Annotated in this window: 14 protein-coding genes and 1 pseudogene; 4 read left to right on the forward strand and 11 right to left on the reverse strand. The window is 40.0% G+C overall.

Features of this window, described 5'->3' with window-relative positions; genetic code table 11:
* Positions 1 to 29: 29 nt before the first annotated feature.
* From KI375_RS11760 to KI375_RS11800, 9 genes are all read right to left on the reverse strand, one after another.
* On the reverse strand, positions 30 to 1,247 hold the full coding sequence (locus KI375_RS11760) for a Ger(x)C family spore germination protein (protein WP_212973708.1): 1,218 nt from the start codon (positions 1,245 to 1,247) through the stop codon (positions 30 to 32).
* On the reverse strand, positions 1,237 to 2,841 hold the full coding sequence (locus KI375_RS11765; protein ID WP_212973709.1) for a spore germination protein: 1,605 nt from the start codon (positions 2,839 to 2,841) through the stop codon (positions 1,237 to 1,239). The genes KI375_RS11760 and KI375_RS11765 overlap by 11 nt, the downstream gene beginning before the upstream one ends.
* A gap of 239 nt (positions 2,842 to 3,080) precedes the next feature.
* Positions 3,081 to 3,983: a peptidylprolyl isomerase gene (locus KI375_RS11770; protein ID WP_212973710.1), complete on the reverse strand. Its 903-nt coding sequence runs from the start codon at positions 3,981 to 3,983 to the stop codon at positions 3,081 to 3,083.
* A 247-nt stretch (positions 3,984 to 4,230) separates the two neighbouring features.
* The gene (locus KI375_RS11775) at positions 4,231 to 5,634 is read right to left on the reverse strand and encodes a sensor histidine kinase (protein ID WP_212973954.1); all 1,404 of its coding nucleotides are present in this window, start codon (positions 5,632 to 5,634) and stop codon (positions 4,231 to 4,233) included.
* On the reverse strand, positions 5,630 to 6,376 hold the full coding sequence (locus KI375_RS11780) for a response regulator transcription factor (protein WP_212973711.1): 747 nt from the start codon (positions 6,374 to 6,376) through the stop codon (positions 5,630 to 5,632). Before KI375_RS11780 ends, KI375_RS11775 begins: the two co-directional genes overlap by 5 nt.
* A 205-nt stretch (positions 6,377 to 6,581) precedes the next feature.
* Positions 6,582 to 7,811: a S1C family serine protease gene (locus KI375_RS11785; protein WP_212973712.1), complete on the reverse strand. Its 1,230-nt coding sequence runs from the start codon at positions 7,809 to 7,811 to the stop codon at positions 6,582 to 6,584.
* A 366-nt stretch (positions 7,812 to 8,177) separates the two neighbouring features.
* Positions 8,178 to 8,723, reverse strand: a complete 546-nt coding sequence (locus tag KI375_RS11790; protein WP_212973713.1) for a GNAT family N-acetyltransferase — start codon at positions 8,721 to 8,723, stop codon at positions 8,178 to 8,180.
* Between the two features lie 193 nt (positions 8,724 to 8,916).
* Entirely contained in the window at positions 8,917 to 10,275 is a 1,359-nt protein-coding gene (locus tag KI375_RS11795) for an MATE family efflux transporter (protein ID WP_212973714.1), read from the reverse strand.
* Positions 10,276 to 10,526: 251 nt separating this feature from the next.
* Positions 10,527 to 11,471: an aldo/keto reductase family protein gene (locus tag KI375_RS11800; protein WP_212973715.1), complete on the reverse strand. Its 945-nt coding sequence runs from the start codon at positions 11,469 to 11,471 to the stop codon at positions 10,527 to 10,529.
* 197 nt (positions 11,472 to 11,668) lie between these two features.
* On the opposite strand from KI375_RS11800, the gene KI375_RS11805 reads away from it, so the two are divergent.
* A complete protein-coding gene (locus KI375_RS11805) occupies positions 11,669 to 12,460 on the forward strand; it encodes an HAD family hydrolase (protein WP_212973716.1) in 792 nt (263 codons plus the stop codon).
* A gap of 5 nt (positions 12,461 to 12,465) precedes the next feature.
* Complete coding sequence (locus KI375_RS11810) at positions 12,466 to 12,852, forward strand: SLAP domain-containing protein (RefSeq protein WP_212973717.1); 387 nt, start codon at positions 12,466 to 12,468, stop codon at positions 12,850 to 12,852.
* Between the two features lie 488 nt (positions 12,853 to 13,340).
* On the opposite strand, the gene KI375_RS11815 is transcribed toward KI375_RS11810, so the two are convergent.
* Positions 13,341 to 13,769 (reverse strand): SRPBCC family protein, encoded by a 429-nt coding sequence (locus tag KI375_RS11815; protein WP_212973718.1) that lies wholly within the window; start codon positions 13,767 to 13,769, stop codon positions 13,341 to 13,343.
* A gap of 233 nt (positions 13,770 to 14,002) precedes the next feature.
* Positions 14,003 to 14,257: pseudogene (locus tag KI375_RS27390) on the reverse strand (IS1595 family transposase); the annotation flags it as partial.
* A 587-nt stretch (positions 14,258 to 14,844) separates the two neighbouring features.
* Here KI375_RS27390 and KI375_RS11820 point away from each other — a divergent pair.
* Both KI375_RS11820 and KI375_RS11825 read left to right on the forward strand, forming a co-directional pair.
* Positions 14,845 to 15,669, forward strand: a complete 825-nt coding sequence (locus KI375_RS11820) for a transporter substrate-binding domain-containing protein (protein WP_244852590.1) — start codon at positions 14,845 to 14,847, stop codon at positions 15,667 to 15,669.
* Positions 15,670 to 15,894: 225 nt separating this feature from the next.
* Positions 15,895 to 16,557 (forward strand): amino acid ABC transporter permease, encoded by a 663-nt coding sequence (locus tag KI375_RS11825; protein ID WP_207451274.1) that lies wholly within the window; start codon positions 15,895 to 15,897, stop codon positions 16,555 to 16,557.
* The last annotated feature ends 1 nt before the right edge of the window (position 16,558 follow it).

The following is a 16,558-nucleotide window of genomic DNA, read 5'->3' on the forward strand; positions in this document are numbered from 1 at the left end:
CTTTTACACAAATGAAATGGAGCTTTCTCTTAGTCATGTTCAATATATTTGAACGAATTACTTCTTAAACCAGTTCCTGAAATCATTGCATCTACCTTTACCTCTACCTTCATTTCAGGAAAGTAGTGATCTTGCCAATCTCCCTTTATTTGTCGCCACTTTTTGGGATGGGATTGATACACTTTTTCTCCAAAACCAAAAATATCAGCTTGATATGCTTGAACCTCTGTAATTGTTGAATGAATCATACGTTTAATTTCCTTTTCTACTTTCTTCTCAATTTGATTACGGATATGTCGATCTTTAACGTTGATGGGTACGTTCACCTCTCCTAATTCTCCATGTGTCTGAATATCAAACTTTGCAACAGGTCGGTCCCCATCAAACTCAAGTTTCACCTTCGTTTTTTCTCGGACAACTTGAAATGAAATGGCCTCCATTTCCCCTTCCCATTCAATCGTAATATTGCTTGAATGGATTTTATCCATAACCCATGCCGTTCCCCGAGCCTGTTCATCATGAATCCACCCCAATAATTTTCCTTCTTTGAAGATCCCAAGACCGTTTGTACGAATAATCCCTTCTGGGTTCATTCTTTGTAGACTTTCAAGGGATTTCGCCGCTTCCCAATCACCGTAAATGGAAAAACTCGGAATAACTGGCTCTTTTCCAGTACTTGTTAAGGCATTTAAAATATCTCTAATTTTGACAGGCCATTGTTCTCCCCATTGTTGTTCAGAGAATTGCAGTGTTTTAATGACCTTATTTGCGGGAATTTTGTCAATCGGAGTCGTGATTTGCAACAGCTCGCTTGCTGTAGTTCCCCGAGCAATCACCACTTTAGATGAGTCACGAAATCGATCATCACGATCTAAACCATCCAAAATGCCATCGATTCCCTCTTCCCTAGCTAGTTCTTCTCCAATCACAACCAAATTAGCATGGGAATAAAATAAAACCCTTGAGATTTCATTCGCTGCACGGCGACTAACGTCTACCATGTTTTTTCCCGTAATCTGATAAACCGTGACAGTTGATCCTTCTTGTCCAGATCCTCCTTGGAGACCACCTGCAACATTGCTGGGATTGACAATTTGAAAGGTGCCTACATATTGGCCATCTTCCCCTTTATCTATCCCAATTGCTGACACAAAAGCAATATCAGTCAATTCTTTTTTATCCCAACAACCAGTCAGGAGACAGATTGATAAGATCAGGATGAAATATAGTTTTAGCTTATGAGTCATTGTTGTCACCTTTTCCAACATCTTTATTCCTTATTGATCGAGGTGCTGGAGGAGCAGGCTTCGGCATATTCCCTGCATGAATCTGTTTTCCCTTCATGATTAAATTGGCTTTTCTTCTTGTCGTCCATATCGGGATTCGAATCAGGGTATCCCCTAAATTCCCAATTGTAACAGGGGCCATTGGCGTCATATATGGCACACCAAAGGAACGTAAACTACATAAATGAATAGTAAGAAAAATAATACACAAAATCACCCCATATAATCCAAAGGTCGCAGCAGCTACCATAAATAAAAAACGAATGAGGCGTGCAGAAATGGCGATCGCGAAAGAGGGAGTTGCAAAATTCGCAATCGCAGTAATCGAAACAATAATTACCATAGCAGGGGAAACGATTCCTGCTTGGACGGCCGCTTGTCCAATCACAAGGGCTCCCACGATGGAGATGGCAGACCCAACAGCACGCGGCATTCGTACCCCCGCCTCCCGTAAGATTTCAAATGTAACCTCCATCATGATAGCTTCCACAAAAGCTGGGAATGGAACGGTTTCACGCTGTGCCGCGACAATAATTGCCAGCTGTGTCGGGATCATTTCCTGATGAAACGTCGTGCCAGCAATATAGACAGATGGCGCAATAATCGATAATAAAAATGTGATAATCCGCAAAAATCGCAAAGCGGTTGCAATGTCAAACCGAGCATAATAATCTTCTACGGATTGAAAAAATTGAATAAACACGGCTGGTGCTAGTAAAACAAAGGGAGTTCCATCGACAAAGATAGCTACTCTTCCTTCTAAAATATTCCCCGCTACCGAATCCGGCCTTTCTGTATGATAAATGGTTGGAAAGATTGTCCAGGCCTGATCTTCAATCAATTGTTCAATATAGCCGGATTCCAAAATGGCATCAATTTCAATTTCCTTTAACCGCTTTCGCACTTCAGTCACAATCTTCTCGTTGACAACACCATTTAGATACATGATTTCCACATTTGTTTTGGTTTGATTGCCGATTTTCATCGACTCTGTCCAAAGATTAGGGTTACGGATCCTCCTCCTGACAAGAGCAGTGTTCGTACGTAGCGATTCTGTAAATCCATCTCTTGGACCACGAACCGTCACCTGGCTTTCCGGTTCTTCAATCGAGCGCTTGTCGCCCCCTTGTGTTTCAATCGACATATATGTATGAATTCCATCAACAAGAACAATCGTATTCCCATCCATTAAATCTGTATATAACTGTTTCCATTGGTTCGACTTTTGAATAGAGCCCATAATGATAACTTTTTGAGTCAGTAACTGTAGAAATTCTGTAGGCTCTCTTACCGTCTTTATATTGGACTCTATGATCGACTCTACAATAAAATCATGGACCGAGGCATCATCAATAATCCCTTCTACATACACAATCGCCAATGATAGATTCGGCTCCCCCAACTCTAATTCCCTTATGACAATATCCGAACTGTCCCCTGTCTCTTTCTTTATTCTTTGCACTGTGTCAGATAAATGAGAACCTAAATGCTCCATATGGGATTTGTTGTGTGTATTTCCTGTATCCTTGTGTTTTTTCTTAAATAATGAAAACATGACAAAAAATCCCTTTCGTTTTCCTAATAGGATTCGTCAACTGTCCGTTTTTATACATCCTTCTATCCGCTCGTAAATTCTTCTATCCGCTCGTAAATTCTTCTATCCGCTCGTAAATTCTTCTATCCGCTCGTAAATTCTTCTATCCGCTCGTAAATTCTTCTATCCGCTCGTAAATTCTTCTATCCGCTCGTAAAAAAGCTGCCTCCGGGACGGGGCAGCCTTTTACGAGCAACTTATTAATTTGTACCTAATGATTTTTTAATTTTATAATCTTCTTTTTTCTCATTTAACCATGTTTGGTATTCTGTTTGCAGTTTTTGCTCAAATAGTGCGTCTTTAACTTCCTCTTTATGATCTTCTAATTTCGCCTCTTTAGCGTCTTTTTTATCAGTTACTTTGATGATGTGATAGCCATGTTCTGTTTTGACAGGATCACTAATTTCATCCACTTTCATAGAAAAGGCCTTGTCTTCAAATTCTTTGACCATTTTTCCTTTTCCAAAGAAGCCTAGTTCTCCACCAGATTCAGCATTTGATTCATCTGTTGAGTATTCTTTGGCTAATTCTGCGAAATCTTCTCCATCGTCAATCTTCTGTTTCACTTCTTTTGCTGTCTTCTCATCATCGACTAAAATATGACTAGCCTCTACTTGTTCTTCTTGGTCAAAGCTAGCTTTATTATCTTCAAAGTATTCCTTAATCTCATCATCGCTAATGTCGATCCGTGGTTCTAAGATCTTTTGAATTGATAAAAAACTCACAATATCCTTTTCAAGATCCTTTTTAGTCAGGCCTTGTTGTTGCAAGGCTGAATTAAAGGCTTCTTCGCCCCCACTCTGCTCAACATATTTATCCATTTCTTGATTGATTTCATCATCAGATATAGATACTTTTTCCTTCTTTGCTTCCATTTTTACAATTTCATCATTGATCATACCATCAAGAGTTTGCTCCCCATAGTTGTCCACAAGTTGCTCATACAGCTCGTCTTTTGTGATTTTGGCATCCCCAACATTCGCGACAATGTCTCTTTTCACAAAAGCCGTTGTAAAAATAACAGCAGCTCCAAGTATAATCAGGACAATCACAGAAATTGCAAACTTTTTGCTAGATGATTTTGGTTGTTGATGCTGGCTCATTTTCTTCCTCCTCTAATCCCTATTTTAATTTAGTTATATAGGCCATAATTATTTGTACAACCTTAGTCTACAAAACAAATGTGAACAAACTATTACGAAAAGCGCAAGTACCCGGTTAGCGAAATACAAACTTGACCAACGTCCAATCTGTTGACTTATCGTAGAAAAAACCGAAAGTTTGCTAATCGCTGCGCACTGGAGCTAACCCTATCCATATAATATATGAAAACGCTAAAAATTTCGATATCTATTTTTTAAATGGGAAGGTCAAAGTGAAAGTAGTTCCCTTTCCTTCCTCGCTTTTCACGTCAATTTGGCCATTATGCAACTGAACAAGCTGTTTGACAATCGATAGCCCAAGGCCAAACTCTCCATAGGGATTATTGGTTCTTGATACCATTGCCTTGTAAAATCGCTGCCAAATCTTCCTAATTTCGCGCGGATCCATCCCCTGTCCGTTATCTTCTATTTCAATAACAGTCTCGGTCTCGCCCATTTTTCCTCGTAACGTGATCGTCCCCTGTTCCGTAAACTGAATACTATTTTTTGTGATATTTATTAAAATTTGCGTTAAGCGATCATAATCAGCATACACCTGTGCATCATTCTCTACTTCTAATACAATCTTATCCTGCTTTTCTTCAGCTTGAATTTCCAGCTGATCGCGAATCACTTCCATCACTTCAGACAATAAAAGATTTTCCTTATGGAGTTTGATTTGATTCGAACGGATTTTTTCATAATCGAGGTTTTCATTTACCAATCTGATCAAACGCTTTGTTTCTTGACTTGCCATCAGCATAGCCCGCTTTTTTTCTGATTCAGGAATCATCTGATTGCGGATTCCATCAATCACACCGCGAATCGTTGTGAGCGGAGTCCTTAATTCATGAGAAACATCTGCCATAAATTGGCGGCGCCGATTTTCTAAACGTTCAATCTCTTCCATTGACCCCTCTAATTTTTCTACCATTTGATTAAAATCCTTTGACAGTTCCCCAATCTCATCAAAATCAGATGAAGGAATACGCACCGAATAATCACCATTTGCAATTAAAGAGGTAGCTTCCTGAAGCCGTTTAATTCTTCTTACATGAAAAGCCGATAAGATCCAACTTAAAAGCAAAGCAACAGCTACTGCCACCAATACTGTATAAAGCAAATATTGATTGATTTGTGAAATAATATCCCGTGTTCCTTTAATTGGAGATGCAAGCAGAATGCCACCGACAAATTGGCCCTGACGGAAGTAAGGTAACAACACAAAGGTCATCCCTTCGTTAAATCGTTTATAGTCTTGTTTCACTACAACCGTATAGCCATCTTGGATTTTCTGCCATTCTCCCGCTTCCAGCTTGATTCTCGCTCCCCTTCCTGTTGAATAGATAATCGCTGAGCTCGGATCAAATAAACTGTACTGGATATCACGCCCTGCGAGAACATGTCCATATTCTTGTAAAGTGGATTCGGAATCATAGTTTTGTTCAAGATCTGCCAAAACATTCTTCCCGTAGGCTGTAAGCTCATCCGTTTTATCTTGGTAAATTAAATTCTCAATAAAATGAGAGAACAGCAAGCTTAAAATAAGGATTGCAATCACAATCACACTGACATGACTCAAAAGCTGTTGATACAGATATTTCATTTTAATTTTCATAGCGATTCTCATTTGGAGGAGCTTCTCCAGTCTGTTTTTTGAGTTCATCCGCTGATTCTTCAAATTTATATCCTACACCCCAAACGGTTTTAAAAAAAGGTTGATCTGAAGAGCCTAATTTATTACGTAAGCGCTTGATATGAACATCTACGGTTCGATCATCTCCGTAAAAATCATAGCCCCATACTTTATCTAATAATTGTTCGCGTGAAAATACCTGTCTCGGATGCTGTAAAAAATGATAAAGCAAATCAAATTCCTTCGGTGTTAAATTGTTAACAGCCTTCCCGTCTAACAAGACTTCACGTGTATCCTTATTTACTTTGAAATGGGGTGTTTCGATCGTATGGCTGTTTACTCTTTTACTCGGCTGGCTTTGAGATCTGCGTGTTACAGCCCGAATTCTTGCCATTAAAGCAAGGGGGCTAAACGGCTTTGTCACATAATCATCGGCACCCATTTCTAAGCCCAATACTTGATCAGATTCAGTGTCTTTGGCTGTGAGCATAATAATCGGTACCGTTTTATTCGTTTCTCGAATTTTCCGGCAGATACTGATACCATCCATTCCTGGGAGCATCCAATCGATAATTAAGCAATCCCACTGTTCCTGCTCAGCACGTTCATACCCGACAATTCCATCTTGAATAAATTCCCCTTCAATTCCTTCTTTTAAAAAGAACATTTCAATCATAGAAGCGACATTTTCATTATCTTCAATGACTAATATCTTCAACTTGGGCACCCCCTTTATACTATATAAAAGTAAAGGAATTTTTACCGTTGTGCAAGCATCAAATAGGGGTAGCGTCGGTGGTGGACGGCAATCCTTTCTGTTAACAAGCCAGCATGAACAAAACACCCCTTGCTATTTACAAGAGGTGTAAGCATCTTTTCTAAATTGAAACCTCAATCAGGGGAGATTTTACATCCAGTTAAACTTAACTCTCAGGGTTTGCCGTTAAAGTAACAAAGAATGTCTTTTCCTTCCCGTCACGATAGACTTGGAGGGAGGCTTTATCGCCAACTTTAAGGTCTGTATATAAAAGCTTTCTTAGATCACTGGCATTTTCAATCTTATGGTCATTGATACTAACTAAAATATCCTCCATCTGTAAGCCAGCTTGGCCAGCGGCAGAATCGGGATCAACGGATGTGATAATCACGCCACTGTCAACGTCTTTCGGCAGTTTTTCTAAATATTGGGGCGCAACTTGCTCAAAGTCGACCATGCTAATTCCCATATAAGGACGTTCAATTTTTCCGTTTTTAATCATTTCTTCAATAAGCGGCTTTGCATCATTGATCGGAATCGCAAATCCTAGCCCTTCTACACCACTCTCGGCAATTTTCAAACTATTAATCCCAACTAATTCACCTTTTGTATTGACTAAGGCTCCACCGCTATTTCCTGGGTTGATTGCAGCATCAGTCTGAATGACATTTAATTCCCAATTCCCTGCAGAGGTTTGCACATCAATGGAACGATTCACCGCACTCACAATACCTTGTGTCACTGTCCGTGAAAACTCAAGTCCAAGTGGGTTTCCAATCGCCACAACTTGTTCACCTGCACGTAGCGTATCGGAATCACCGAAATCCATAACAGAATCAACTTTGCCACCATCTATTTTAAGGACAGCCAAATCAGTTAAAGCATCCGCCCCAATCAATTCAGCCTCCACCTTGTCTCCATTTTCTAGATTGACTTCAATTTGCTCAGAACCCTCAATTACATGGTTATTCGTCACGATAAAAGCGTCTTTACCCTCTTTTTTAAATATGACACCTGACCCTGATTTTTCCCCTTGACTTTCGTTCTGAGGAGCAAATGGATTTTCCTGTGCCTTACTCGTACTCACAATTCCGACAACTGCGTCTGATGCCTTTTCGACCATATCGGCAAGAGATGTCGTATTAGCCGAAAGTTGCTGAACATTTCCGGATGAATTTTGCTCTGTATTTGCCGTAGCTGTTGACACGGTATCCTCCTGAGGTTCAGAGTCTTTTAAAAGCGGTGTATTAAGAACAACAGCTAAAGTTAAGACCGAACCGATTACACCTGCACCTACAGTGGATACAACTCTCTTCACAGCCGTCCTTCCTTTCGTCCAACGTTTTTTAGGTTTTTCTGTGATATTACTGACTTCATATTCATCTTGATCCTTCATTTTGATTACCTCCCTGCGATTTATGGTACTTTTATCATAATCACAAGATATGAATAAACTATGAACGAAGCATGAACAGTTCATAAAGAAATGCGTAGGTGACTGTTTAGCGGTGTACAAATTTAAAGACTTCTGACGAGATATAGGAAACACGGTAAGGACGAAGGACGAACCGATGTTAACTTATCGTAGGAAGAAGACGTAAATTTGCTAGCCGCTATGAGCCGTAGCTAGACAAAGAAATGCGTAGGCGACTGTTCAGCGAAATGAAATAAGAAGAAGTTGTGAATTTTCTATCCATAAAAGCGTAAATGGCTGCATGAAGATAACAGCTAAGTCTTTCTAGTGATCATTCGGTTGTCTTCCTTATGTTTTTGGGTTATCACTAGCGAGAAAACCGTAGATGATATGATCCACATAATGGTCATAAAGCCACTCAGCCTCACGCAGGATCCCCTCTTTTTTAAAGCCAAGTTTTTCGGGGATTGCTCGGCTTTTCTTATTTCCAACTGCTACCCGAATTTCAATGCGGTTAAATTGGAGGACATGAAACGCATAATCCATCAGTGAGCGGACAACCCGATTCATAATCCCCTGCCCTTGAAAGTCCTTCCCTAACCAATAACCAATGTACGCTGTTTTATTTTCTGTATCCATTTCATTAAATCCTGATACTCCGATCAATTTCCCTCTATATAGAATAACCAGATTCATGGAAGTAAATTCGGCAAATCCCTGCTGACTTGATTCAATAAAAGCTTTGGAGTCTTGCTTACTTTTGATCCTGTCAATCCACGGTAACCATTCCCGTAAGTATTCTCTCGATTGATCGGTCAGCCAAAAGAGCTCTTCCACATCCTCCTCTTCTGCGATTCGCAAATAAAGCTCCTCATCCACAGGATGTACGAACATTAAATCACCTCATCTCTAAAATGCGTGTTCAAAAGGACAAGCCGGCGACTACGCTGACGTCAATCGCAAACGTTCGACACTAGTACGTTCTTATGTGGAAAGTTCAAGGCGGACATGCACAGGACGTGTCGGCAATTAGTCGAAGATCATTTATCCCGTTTACCAGATTTTTTGAACATCTTCTTAAAGTAAATTAGGATTCCACCGATCTGCCGGCATCACCCTTTAGTAACTCTTTTTCACTCCATTTTCCAAAACGATAATAGCAGAAGGCCACTATACTGCTAATTACAAAACTACTGCCTAATCCATAGGCAATTCCTCTCTCGCCAAAATATTGGGCAAACAACCAGGTTAATGGGAATCGTAAAACCCAAAAAGAAATAAGATTCAGTATCAGCACTTGAAAGGCGGCCCCAGAGGCGCGGACGACACCATTCCACACAAAATTAAAACCTAAAAATGGGAAGAAGAACGCAACCATTTTTATATAATCTGTGCCAAAACGAACAGATTCTGGCTCAGAAATAAATAAGCGAATCCCCCAACCACCAATCGCAAAAATCAGCAGTGCAATCAAAAGCATCGTGATGAGATTCAGAATGGTTGCATACAAAGTTATCTTATGTACTCGCCGCCATTTTCCAACTGCAATATTTTGACCAGCCATACTGTTAACAGCAGTTCCTAAAGCTTGTGCCGGCAGCATAATTATGCTCTCCAATCGTTGTGCCGCACCAAAGCCAGATACAGCATCATTTCCAAACGAAGTGACCACACTCATAATTGCTGCGGAGCCAGCGGAAATGACCGTCATTTGCAACCCAGATGGAAGACCTTGCCCAAGGATTATTTTTACCTCCTCTATTTTTGGAAAAGCAGGACGTGAAAACGGAATTTGCTTATGAGAAACACTTAAAAACACACCATATAGGAAGGCAATTCCTTGAGCAAAAATGGTCGCAATCGCCGCCCCTTCAATCCCCCAATCGAATACATAGATAAAGAGTGGATCTAAGAAAATATTTAATATTACAGCAATCACGACAAATCGCAACGGGGTTTTACTGTTTCCTAACGCTCGAAATACGGTTCCAATGAAATTATAGCCAAATAAAAAAAGGATTCCCAAAAAGTTTATCCGTAAATATCCTGTTGCTTCTCCTAACATCGATTCGGGTGTTCCTAATAAACGAAGTATCCACTCAGATGACAGATAGCCAATAATCCCAAGCATTACGGCCATGCTTCCTAATATGACAGTGAAGGCATTCGTATAGCTTTTTAAGCCTGCTGTATCATTCTTTCCCTTCAACTGAGATAAAATCGTCAATGTAGCATTATTGACACCAATGATAAAGGATAACACGGTAAAAATTACGGTACTGGATACCGCTACCGCTCCAAGCGCTGAAGCACCAAGCAAATTTCCAACCCACAAGCTATCAATTAATTGATAGGACACCTGAAGAAGATTGGTTAAAATAATCGGACCCGAAAATATCAGTAGCTGCTTTCCAATCGAACCCCTTGTAAAATTCTCTTGCTGCATATATATAAATTTCCTTTCCTTATTTTCTACTATTCTACCTTAAAAAGCCTTTATTGCTAGAACAAAAGGTCAAGCGCCTGTTTAACGACGTCCAAACTTTCTTAATAAGGATGAATGGCTAAATTCGCGCCGTCCTATCTCTTCATCTGCACTCATACATCCTTTACATCCCAACAATGTTCTGATCTAGTTTTATAGTCTCTCCAACCATAAAAAGCTCCGATTTCATTCGAAAAATCGGAGCTTTCCCTTTAGGCCAGTATGCCTTCTATTTTATCAAGGACATCAGCGGTTAATTCAAGCTCACTGCCTTTGATATTTGCTTCAATTTGTTCGGGTCTACTAGCCCCAACTAGCGCACTTGCTACCGTAGGTTGACGTAAAATCCAAGCAAGAGCTAATGCTGGTAAGGTGGTATCCAATTCCTTTGCCACTTCAGCTAATTCTCTTACCTTCCCTAGCACTTCCTCTGTCAGCATCCTTCTTACACCATTATTAATCTCATCATTCGCCGCACGACTTGTTTCAGGGATATCGCCACCAAGATATTTGCCCGTTAAAATCCCTTGAGCGAGCGGGGAAAATACCACTTGTCCAATCCCATATTTACTTGATACTGGTAATACTTCTTTTTCAATATAGCGATTTAGCATGTTGTAAACGGGTTGATTCACCACAATTCGATCAAGCAACTTTTTATCTGCAATGCCTACTGCTTCTTCGATTTGTGCTGCTGACCATTCACTGACGCCCGCATATAAAATTTTCCCTTGTCGAATTAAATCGTCGATCACACGAAGCGTTTCTTCTACAGGTGTTTCCGGATCATAACGATGACAATAGAAAATATCGACATAATCCAAATCCATACGTTTCAAGCTATTATGAACTTGCTCATATACATGCTTCCGCGACAGGCCGCGATCATTCGGTCTTTCTCCCATCGGCCAAAAAGCTTTTGTTGTAATGACATAAGATTCACGAGGAAATTCCTTCAATGCTTTAGATAGGACCTTTTCCCCTTCCCCTTGCTCGTAAACGTTTGCAGAATCAAAAAAGTTAATCCCTAAATCATACGCTTTATGTATCGTCTTTGTTGCCGTATCATCTTCCACCGATTTCCCATAGGTTAACCAGCTTCCAAGGCTAATCTCACTAACTTTTAAACCCGTTTTTCCCAGTCTACGATACTTCATTAGGATCTCTCCTTATTCATATTTTAAAAGTAACTTTACTTTTTTATCATTCCTTATTTTTTTAGGAGTGTCAAGCAATCATCCTTCCATTTCTTTTGACAATATTCGCTTTAATTCGCTCTCGTCCACACTTGTTATATGTTTTATTTCCTTAATATGATAAACTGGCTAAAAACCAACTTCTAGAGGAGAATAAAATGTCTACTTATCAGGTATTGTTTTTAGATATTGATGGAACGATTCTTAAACCCGACCATACGTATGATCCCTCAACAAAAGAGGCGATCGGGCAGGTACAAAAAAAGGGATTAGAAGTCTTTCTAGCCACTGGCAGGCCTCTACACGAAATTAGGGATTTGGCAATGGAACTGAATGTCCATTCTTTTATTGGCTATAATGGAGCTCTCGCACTTTATAAGGAGGAAGCTGCAGTCAATGAACCGATGAAGAAAGAAACGGTGTTACAATTTCTAGAGATCGCGAGAAAAAACGATCATGAGATGGTCTTATATACAAGCGAGAAAAACTATTTCACTAGCATCGATACACCTGTTGTCCAGCATTTTATTGAGATGTTTCAACTAAAACAAAATGAATTGTTTACCGAAGAAGTAGCTGATCAAATTCTAGGAGCTACTTTAATCAATCTAACAGCTGAAGACCAAAAGCTCTATCATTTCGACCCGACCTACCATCTTTCCCAAGTCAATGTGGAAGCGCTACTCCACTGTTATGATGTGATACGTGATCGGGTAAATAAAGGCGGCGCCATTCACAAAGTATTAGAAGTTTTAAAGATTCCAAAAGAGAATGCCATTGCCTTTGGGGATGGAATGAACGATAAAGAAATGCTGCAAGCTGTGGGAGAAGGCTTTGCAATGGGAAATGCTCATCCAGATCTCTATCAGTATGCCAAGCATAAGACAACCAGTGTGACTGAATCCGGTATCGCCAATGGTTTAAAAATACTCCATCTTATTGAGGAATGATGTTCATGTCGGCTATTCATTTTCATCCTGTCTGGGATCAGCAACTAACTGAAAAAGAAAAGGAATCCTATATTCAAGAAGCACAAACTCTTGTCATACCTGAGGAATCCTTTACAGTCAGCCCAATTATGACAAAATATAAACGCAATGGCGGGCTTGTGGCAACTGTTTTCCTGCACAATGGCTTTCCATATCCCTTACACTTGCATAAATTGTCCGTAAGGATCACAAATCAGCATAAAGAGACCATTGCTCAAGGAGACTTCTCTTCTTCACTAGAAATTAATCCTATGTCGTCACAACCATGGTCATTTGTCTTTTCTAAACAGATGGTAAATCTGACAAACGCCGATTTAACATATATAGCCATTGCTGTTTCAGAGGATGTGTAAAATTCCAGTAAAATGACACTGCGAGATAAATTGATGCCGACACGTACGGTGGAAGCTCGGTAGCACGGAAGTAAGTATATCTTCTACAAGTCGGCTCCTTAGAAAAGAACACCTGCCAAGGAAGCTTACCTTGTGTTTGAAACTACGTCACCTCAGAGGACAGTCGTTTAATTAAGGCCATGTTAACTACTAATGTTGATATTTGTCCATAAGGAAGAAGCTGGGACATAACTAAAATGTTAATCTCTAAAGACAAACAATGTATTACCTTAGCGAAGAAAATATACATAGACTCCTGCGGGAAGTGAGAGTTCGGCAAGACCCCGCCAAGCCTGAGAAAAGGCCTCCACTCGCCCGTGGAAAGCGAAGTATATTTCCGCAGCGGAGATATATGCACCCTAGTAGTTCGTTTTTTTCTTTGGTGAAAACACTTTTGTCCCAGCCTCTATTAAGCTTTCGTTCCCCATTAGTAGAATGAACTTAAATTTTTAAAACTTACGTTTCTGATAGGGGATGCCATCGCCATCTTCACAATAGGATTTGAGACTATAAAGGAAAATAGCCCAGTTGTAGTTACAGGAGCGATAAAATGGCGTTACTTCTTTCCAGTTCGTATGACGCAAAGTAATAAAAGACTTCCCCTTTTTCTCTAGAATATCAAAGGAAATAATCGTACCAATCCATTCCGGATCTGAATCTATACACTGCCAAACGACTTTTTGGTTAGTGATCAATTCCTCTATTCTCATTTTATTTACATCATTACTGCCAAATCGAAATTCATTAATAAAGCCAAGCTGATTATTAACAACGAGTTCATTGGTCCATATTTCCGACAGTCCTTCAGCAGTGGTTAAAGTTTTATACACCTTCAAAGCTGGAACATTTACGGTCTGCAAGTGCTCGATATTTACCATGCCCTACCTACTCCTTTCCAACTGCAATAATTTATGTTTAAGCTGATGATAGCACAGGATGAATATAATAATTTCTTTTAGATTGCTATATTGCAGTTATTACAAGTATTTGTTCAACTATCCTACCGGTTAGGTTAACAAGAATAAACAGAAAGTCTAGGTTTGGTATCCGTTTCGGTTACAGTAAACAGACACGATTTGACTAACATATTCTGTTAAGATTTTGAATATGATACACGTTGTTTTCCGTCGGATTTGGGTCGGTAATGAGTAAGCCCTTTGAATTCGCATAGGAACTAAATGCCCTCCACCAATCAGTGCATAGCACATTTGAGTCAGATATATCACCACCAATCGCTCCATCCAATTTTGCAGCCTGAATGCGTCCATGCGCCAGAGCAAATCATTTTCTGACGGTCACCGGCGACGAGTACGAGTACACATGCTTGGTCATTACTAATCCCAAGATATTTGGATTTTCCGCCACGTCAACAATAGTCTAATTGAAAGAAAAAAACCTAGTTGTTGTACAAAGGCCACTGAAAAACCATTGATTATGAGCAGTTACCGTTGATTGTAGCGGAAGGCGGCGACTCCTAGGGGATTAGCGTGACAGGTGAGATCCCGCAGGAGCGTATGCGACGAGGAAGCTCACCGCACGCCCCCCGGAAAGCGTCCGCCTAGAGCGGAAATCGACCGTTCCATAGAATTCCCTTTATTATCAGGACTTTTTCAGCGGCCTCGTTGTACACAGGGGGTTTAATTTTATCCCTTCTTATCTTTAAATTAGACGAATAAATCTCCAAAACTCCCATACCATTAGGTCGTGGGAGCTTTTTTGGTTCCCTTTTCCCTGCTCTCTTCGAAAAATATGTTTATGCCATTTTACAAAAGGGTATCAAACAGTTATCGAGACATATGGAGAGGATTATTACAAGAATAGTAGCCTAGGTTGATTACATGTGCTCTTATCCTTGCTAATCCATCCTCATACTGTTTTGGGAATTTTTCCTTTATTCCAGCTTTATTAGATAATAAAGAGCAGATGCAAAAAAATAGGAAGGGTGTCACAATCTTGAAGAAAAAGCTTGTTTTTCTTATTGCTATGGTTTCTATTATGCTAGCGCTTGCAGCATGTGGAACAAGTGAAAATGCTGATGGAGGTAGTAACGGCGGAAGTAATGACGGAGATGGTAATTCGAAAGGGAAGACCTATACAGTCGCCACAGATTCGAATTTCAAACCATTCGAATATCTCAATACAAAGACGGGAGACTTAGAGGGTTTTGATATTGACATGATCACAGAGATCGCCGACCGTGCGGGCTATGAAGTTGATTTTGAATCAATGGATTTTGATGGCCTTCTTGCAGGCATGCAAGGCGGACGCTATGAGATTGGCGTTGCCGGAATGTCTATCACACCTGAACGTGAGGAGACACTTGATTTCTCCATTCCATATTATGATTCTGGTATTATCTTAATGGTTCCAATTGATAGCGATATTGAGTCGATTGATGATGTGGACGGAAAGAAAGTTGGGTCTCGACAAGGCTCTACAAGTGAAAGCTACTTAGGCGAAAATACGGATGCCCAAGTGGAAGCATATCCTGAAATTGTCACAGCGTATATGAACTTAGCGAATGGCAAACTCGATGCTGTCCTATATGATGTTCCAAATGTTCAGTACTATATCGCCCAAGAAGGAGAAGGAAAATTAAAAACCACTGGTGAAATTCTTCAAGGAGAATCCTATGGAATCGCCTTTAAGAAAGGATCTGAATTGGTTGATGACTCCAATGAGGCGCTCGAGAGCATGATTGAAGATGGAACTTATGCGGAAATTTACGAGAAATATTTCGGTGAAAAACCTAGCGATGAATGGTTGGGCGAAGAATAGGTAAGACTTCATGCAGCCGGGAAGCTAGACCATAGGAGGTAGCTATGTTGAGCTGTGAATAAGGCGCCAAGCTAATTAAGAAAAGCGCAGACGCCCAGTTGTTGCCGTCCTGGCGCAACGCCTTTCTGATCAACTTCCTGTTGGTCTCAGTCGCAACAAGTTCCTTAACTTGTTGCGACTTTTTCACTCATGCAAAATACGTTTTCAAAGGGAGAGAAATAAAGAATGCTCGAAACAATCATGGACAGTCATTATATTCAAAGCCTCCCTATGCTTTTTAGAGGATTGCTTTGGACATTAATTATTACGATCATCGGTCTTATTCTTGGTTTTATTCTTGGAGCTTTAGCTGGTTTAGGCCGCTTATCAAAAAGCAGAATTCTCCGTGGCATTTGTGCCTTTTATGTGGAGGTTGTTCGTGGGACTCCTATTCTAGTGCAAATTTTATTTATTTATGTTGGACTTTCTGAAGATATAATTGGATTTAATATCGATAAAATTACAGCTTCTATCATTGCGATTACCATTAATGCTGGTGCATATATATCAGAAATCGTACGGGGTGCTGTGAAATCCATTGATAAAGGACAGCATGAAGCTGGGCGTTCAATCGGGTTAACAGCGAAACAAACGATGCGCTATATTATTTGGCCGCAAGCCTTTAAACGAATGATTCCTCCATTAGGAAATCAATTTATCATTAGTTTAAAAGACACTTCCCTTTTTTCTGTTATTGCCGTTGGAGAGCTTCTTTACATGGGAAAACAGTATTATAATGCGACCTTCTCCGCTTTCCAAACATTAATTATGGTTTGTATACTTTATCTTCTCATTACTATCCCTACCTCCTATTATTTACAAAGATTAGAAAGGAAGCTGGATGTCTAAT

Origin of the sequence: Bacillus sp. J14TS2, from assembly GCF_018333015.1 — a bacterium.
Taxonomy (GTDB): domain Bacteria; phylum Bacillota; class Bacilli; order Bacillales; family Bacillaceae_C; genus Lederbergia.

Excerpts from the sequence above, each read along its gene's own strand:
- KI375_RS11760 (WP_212973708.1), bottom strand. The coding sequence starts at position 1,247 with ATGACTCATAAGCTAAAACTATATTTCATCCTGATCTTATCAATCTGT.
- KI375_RS11810 (WP_212973717.1), top strand. The coding sequence starts at position 12,466 with ATGTCGGCTATTCATTTTCATCCTGTCTGGGATCAGCAACTAACTGAA.
- KI375_RS11825 (WP_207451274.1), top strand. The coding sequence starts at position 15,895 with ATGCTCGAAACAATCATGGACAGTCATTATATTCAAAGCCTCCCTATG.
- KI375_RS11795 (WP_212973714.1), bottom strand. The coding sequence starts at position 10,275 with ATGCAGCAAGAGAATTTTACAAGGGGTTCGATTGGAAAGCAGCTACTG.
- KI375_RS11790 (WP_212973713.1), bottom strand. The coding sequence starts at position 8,723 with ATGTTCGTACATCCTGTGGATGAGGAGCTTTATTTGCGAATCGCAGAA.
- KI375_RS11805 (WP_212973716.1), top strand. The coding sequence starts at position 11,669 with ATGTCTACTTATCAGGTATTGTTTTTAGATATTGATGGAACGATTCTT.
- KI375_RS11765 (WP_212973709.1), bottom strand. The coding sequence starts at position 2,841 with ATGTTTTCATTATTTAAGAAAAAACACAAGGATACAGGAAATACACAC.
- KI375_RS11785 (WP_212973712.1), bottom strand. The coding sequence starts at position 7,811 with ATGAAGGATCAAGATGAATATGAAGTCAGTAATATCACAGAAAAACCT.
- KI375_RS11815 (WP_212973718.1), bottom strand. The coding sequence starts at position 13,769 with ATGGTAAATATCGAGCACTTGCAGACCGTAAATGTTCCAGCTTTGAAG.
- KI375_RS11770 (WP_212973710.1), bottom strand. The coding sequence starts at position 3,983 with ATGAGCCAGCATCAACAACCAAAATCATCTAGCAAAAAGTTTGCAATT.
- KI375_RS11800 (WP_212973715.1), bottom strand. The coding sequence starts at position 11,471 with ATGAAGTATCGTAGACTGGGAAAAACGGGTTTAAAAGTTAGTGAGATT.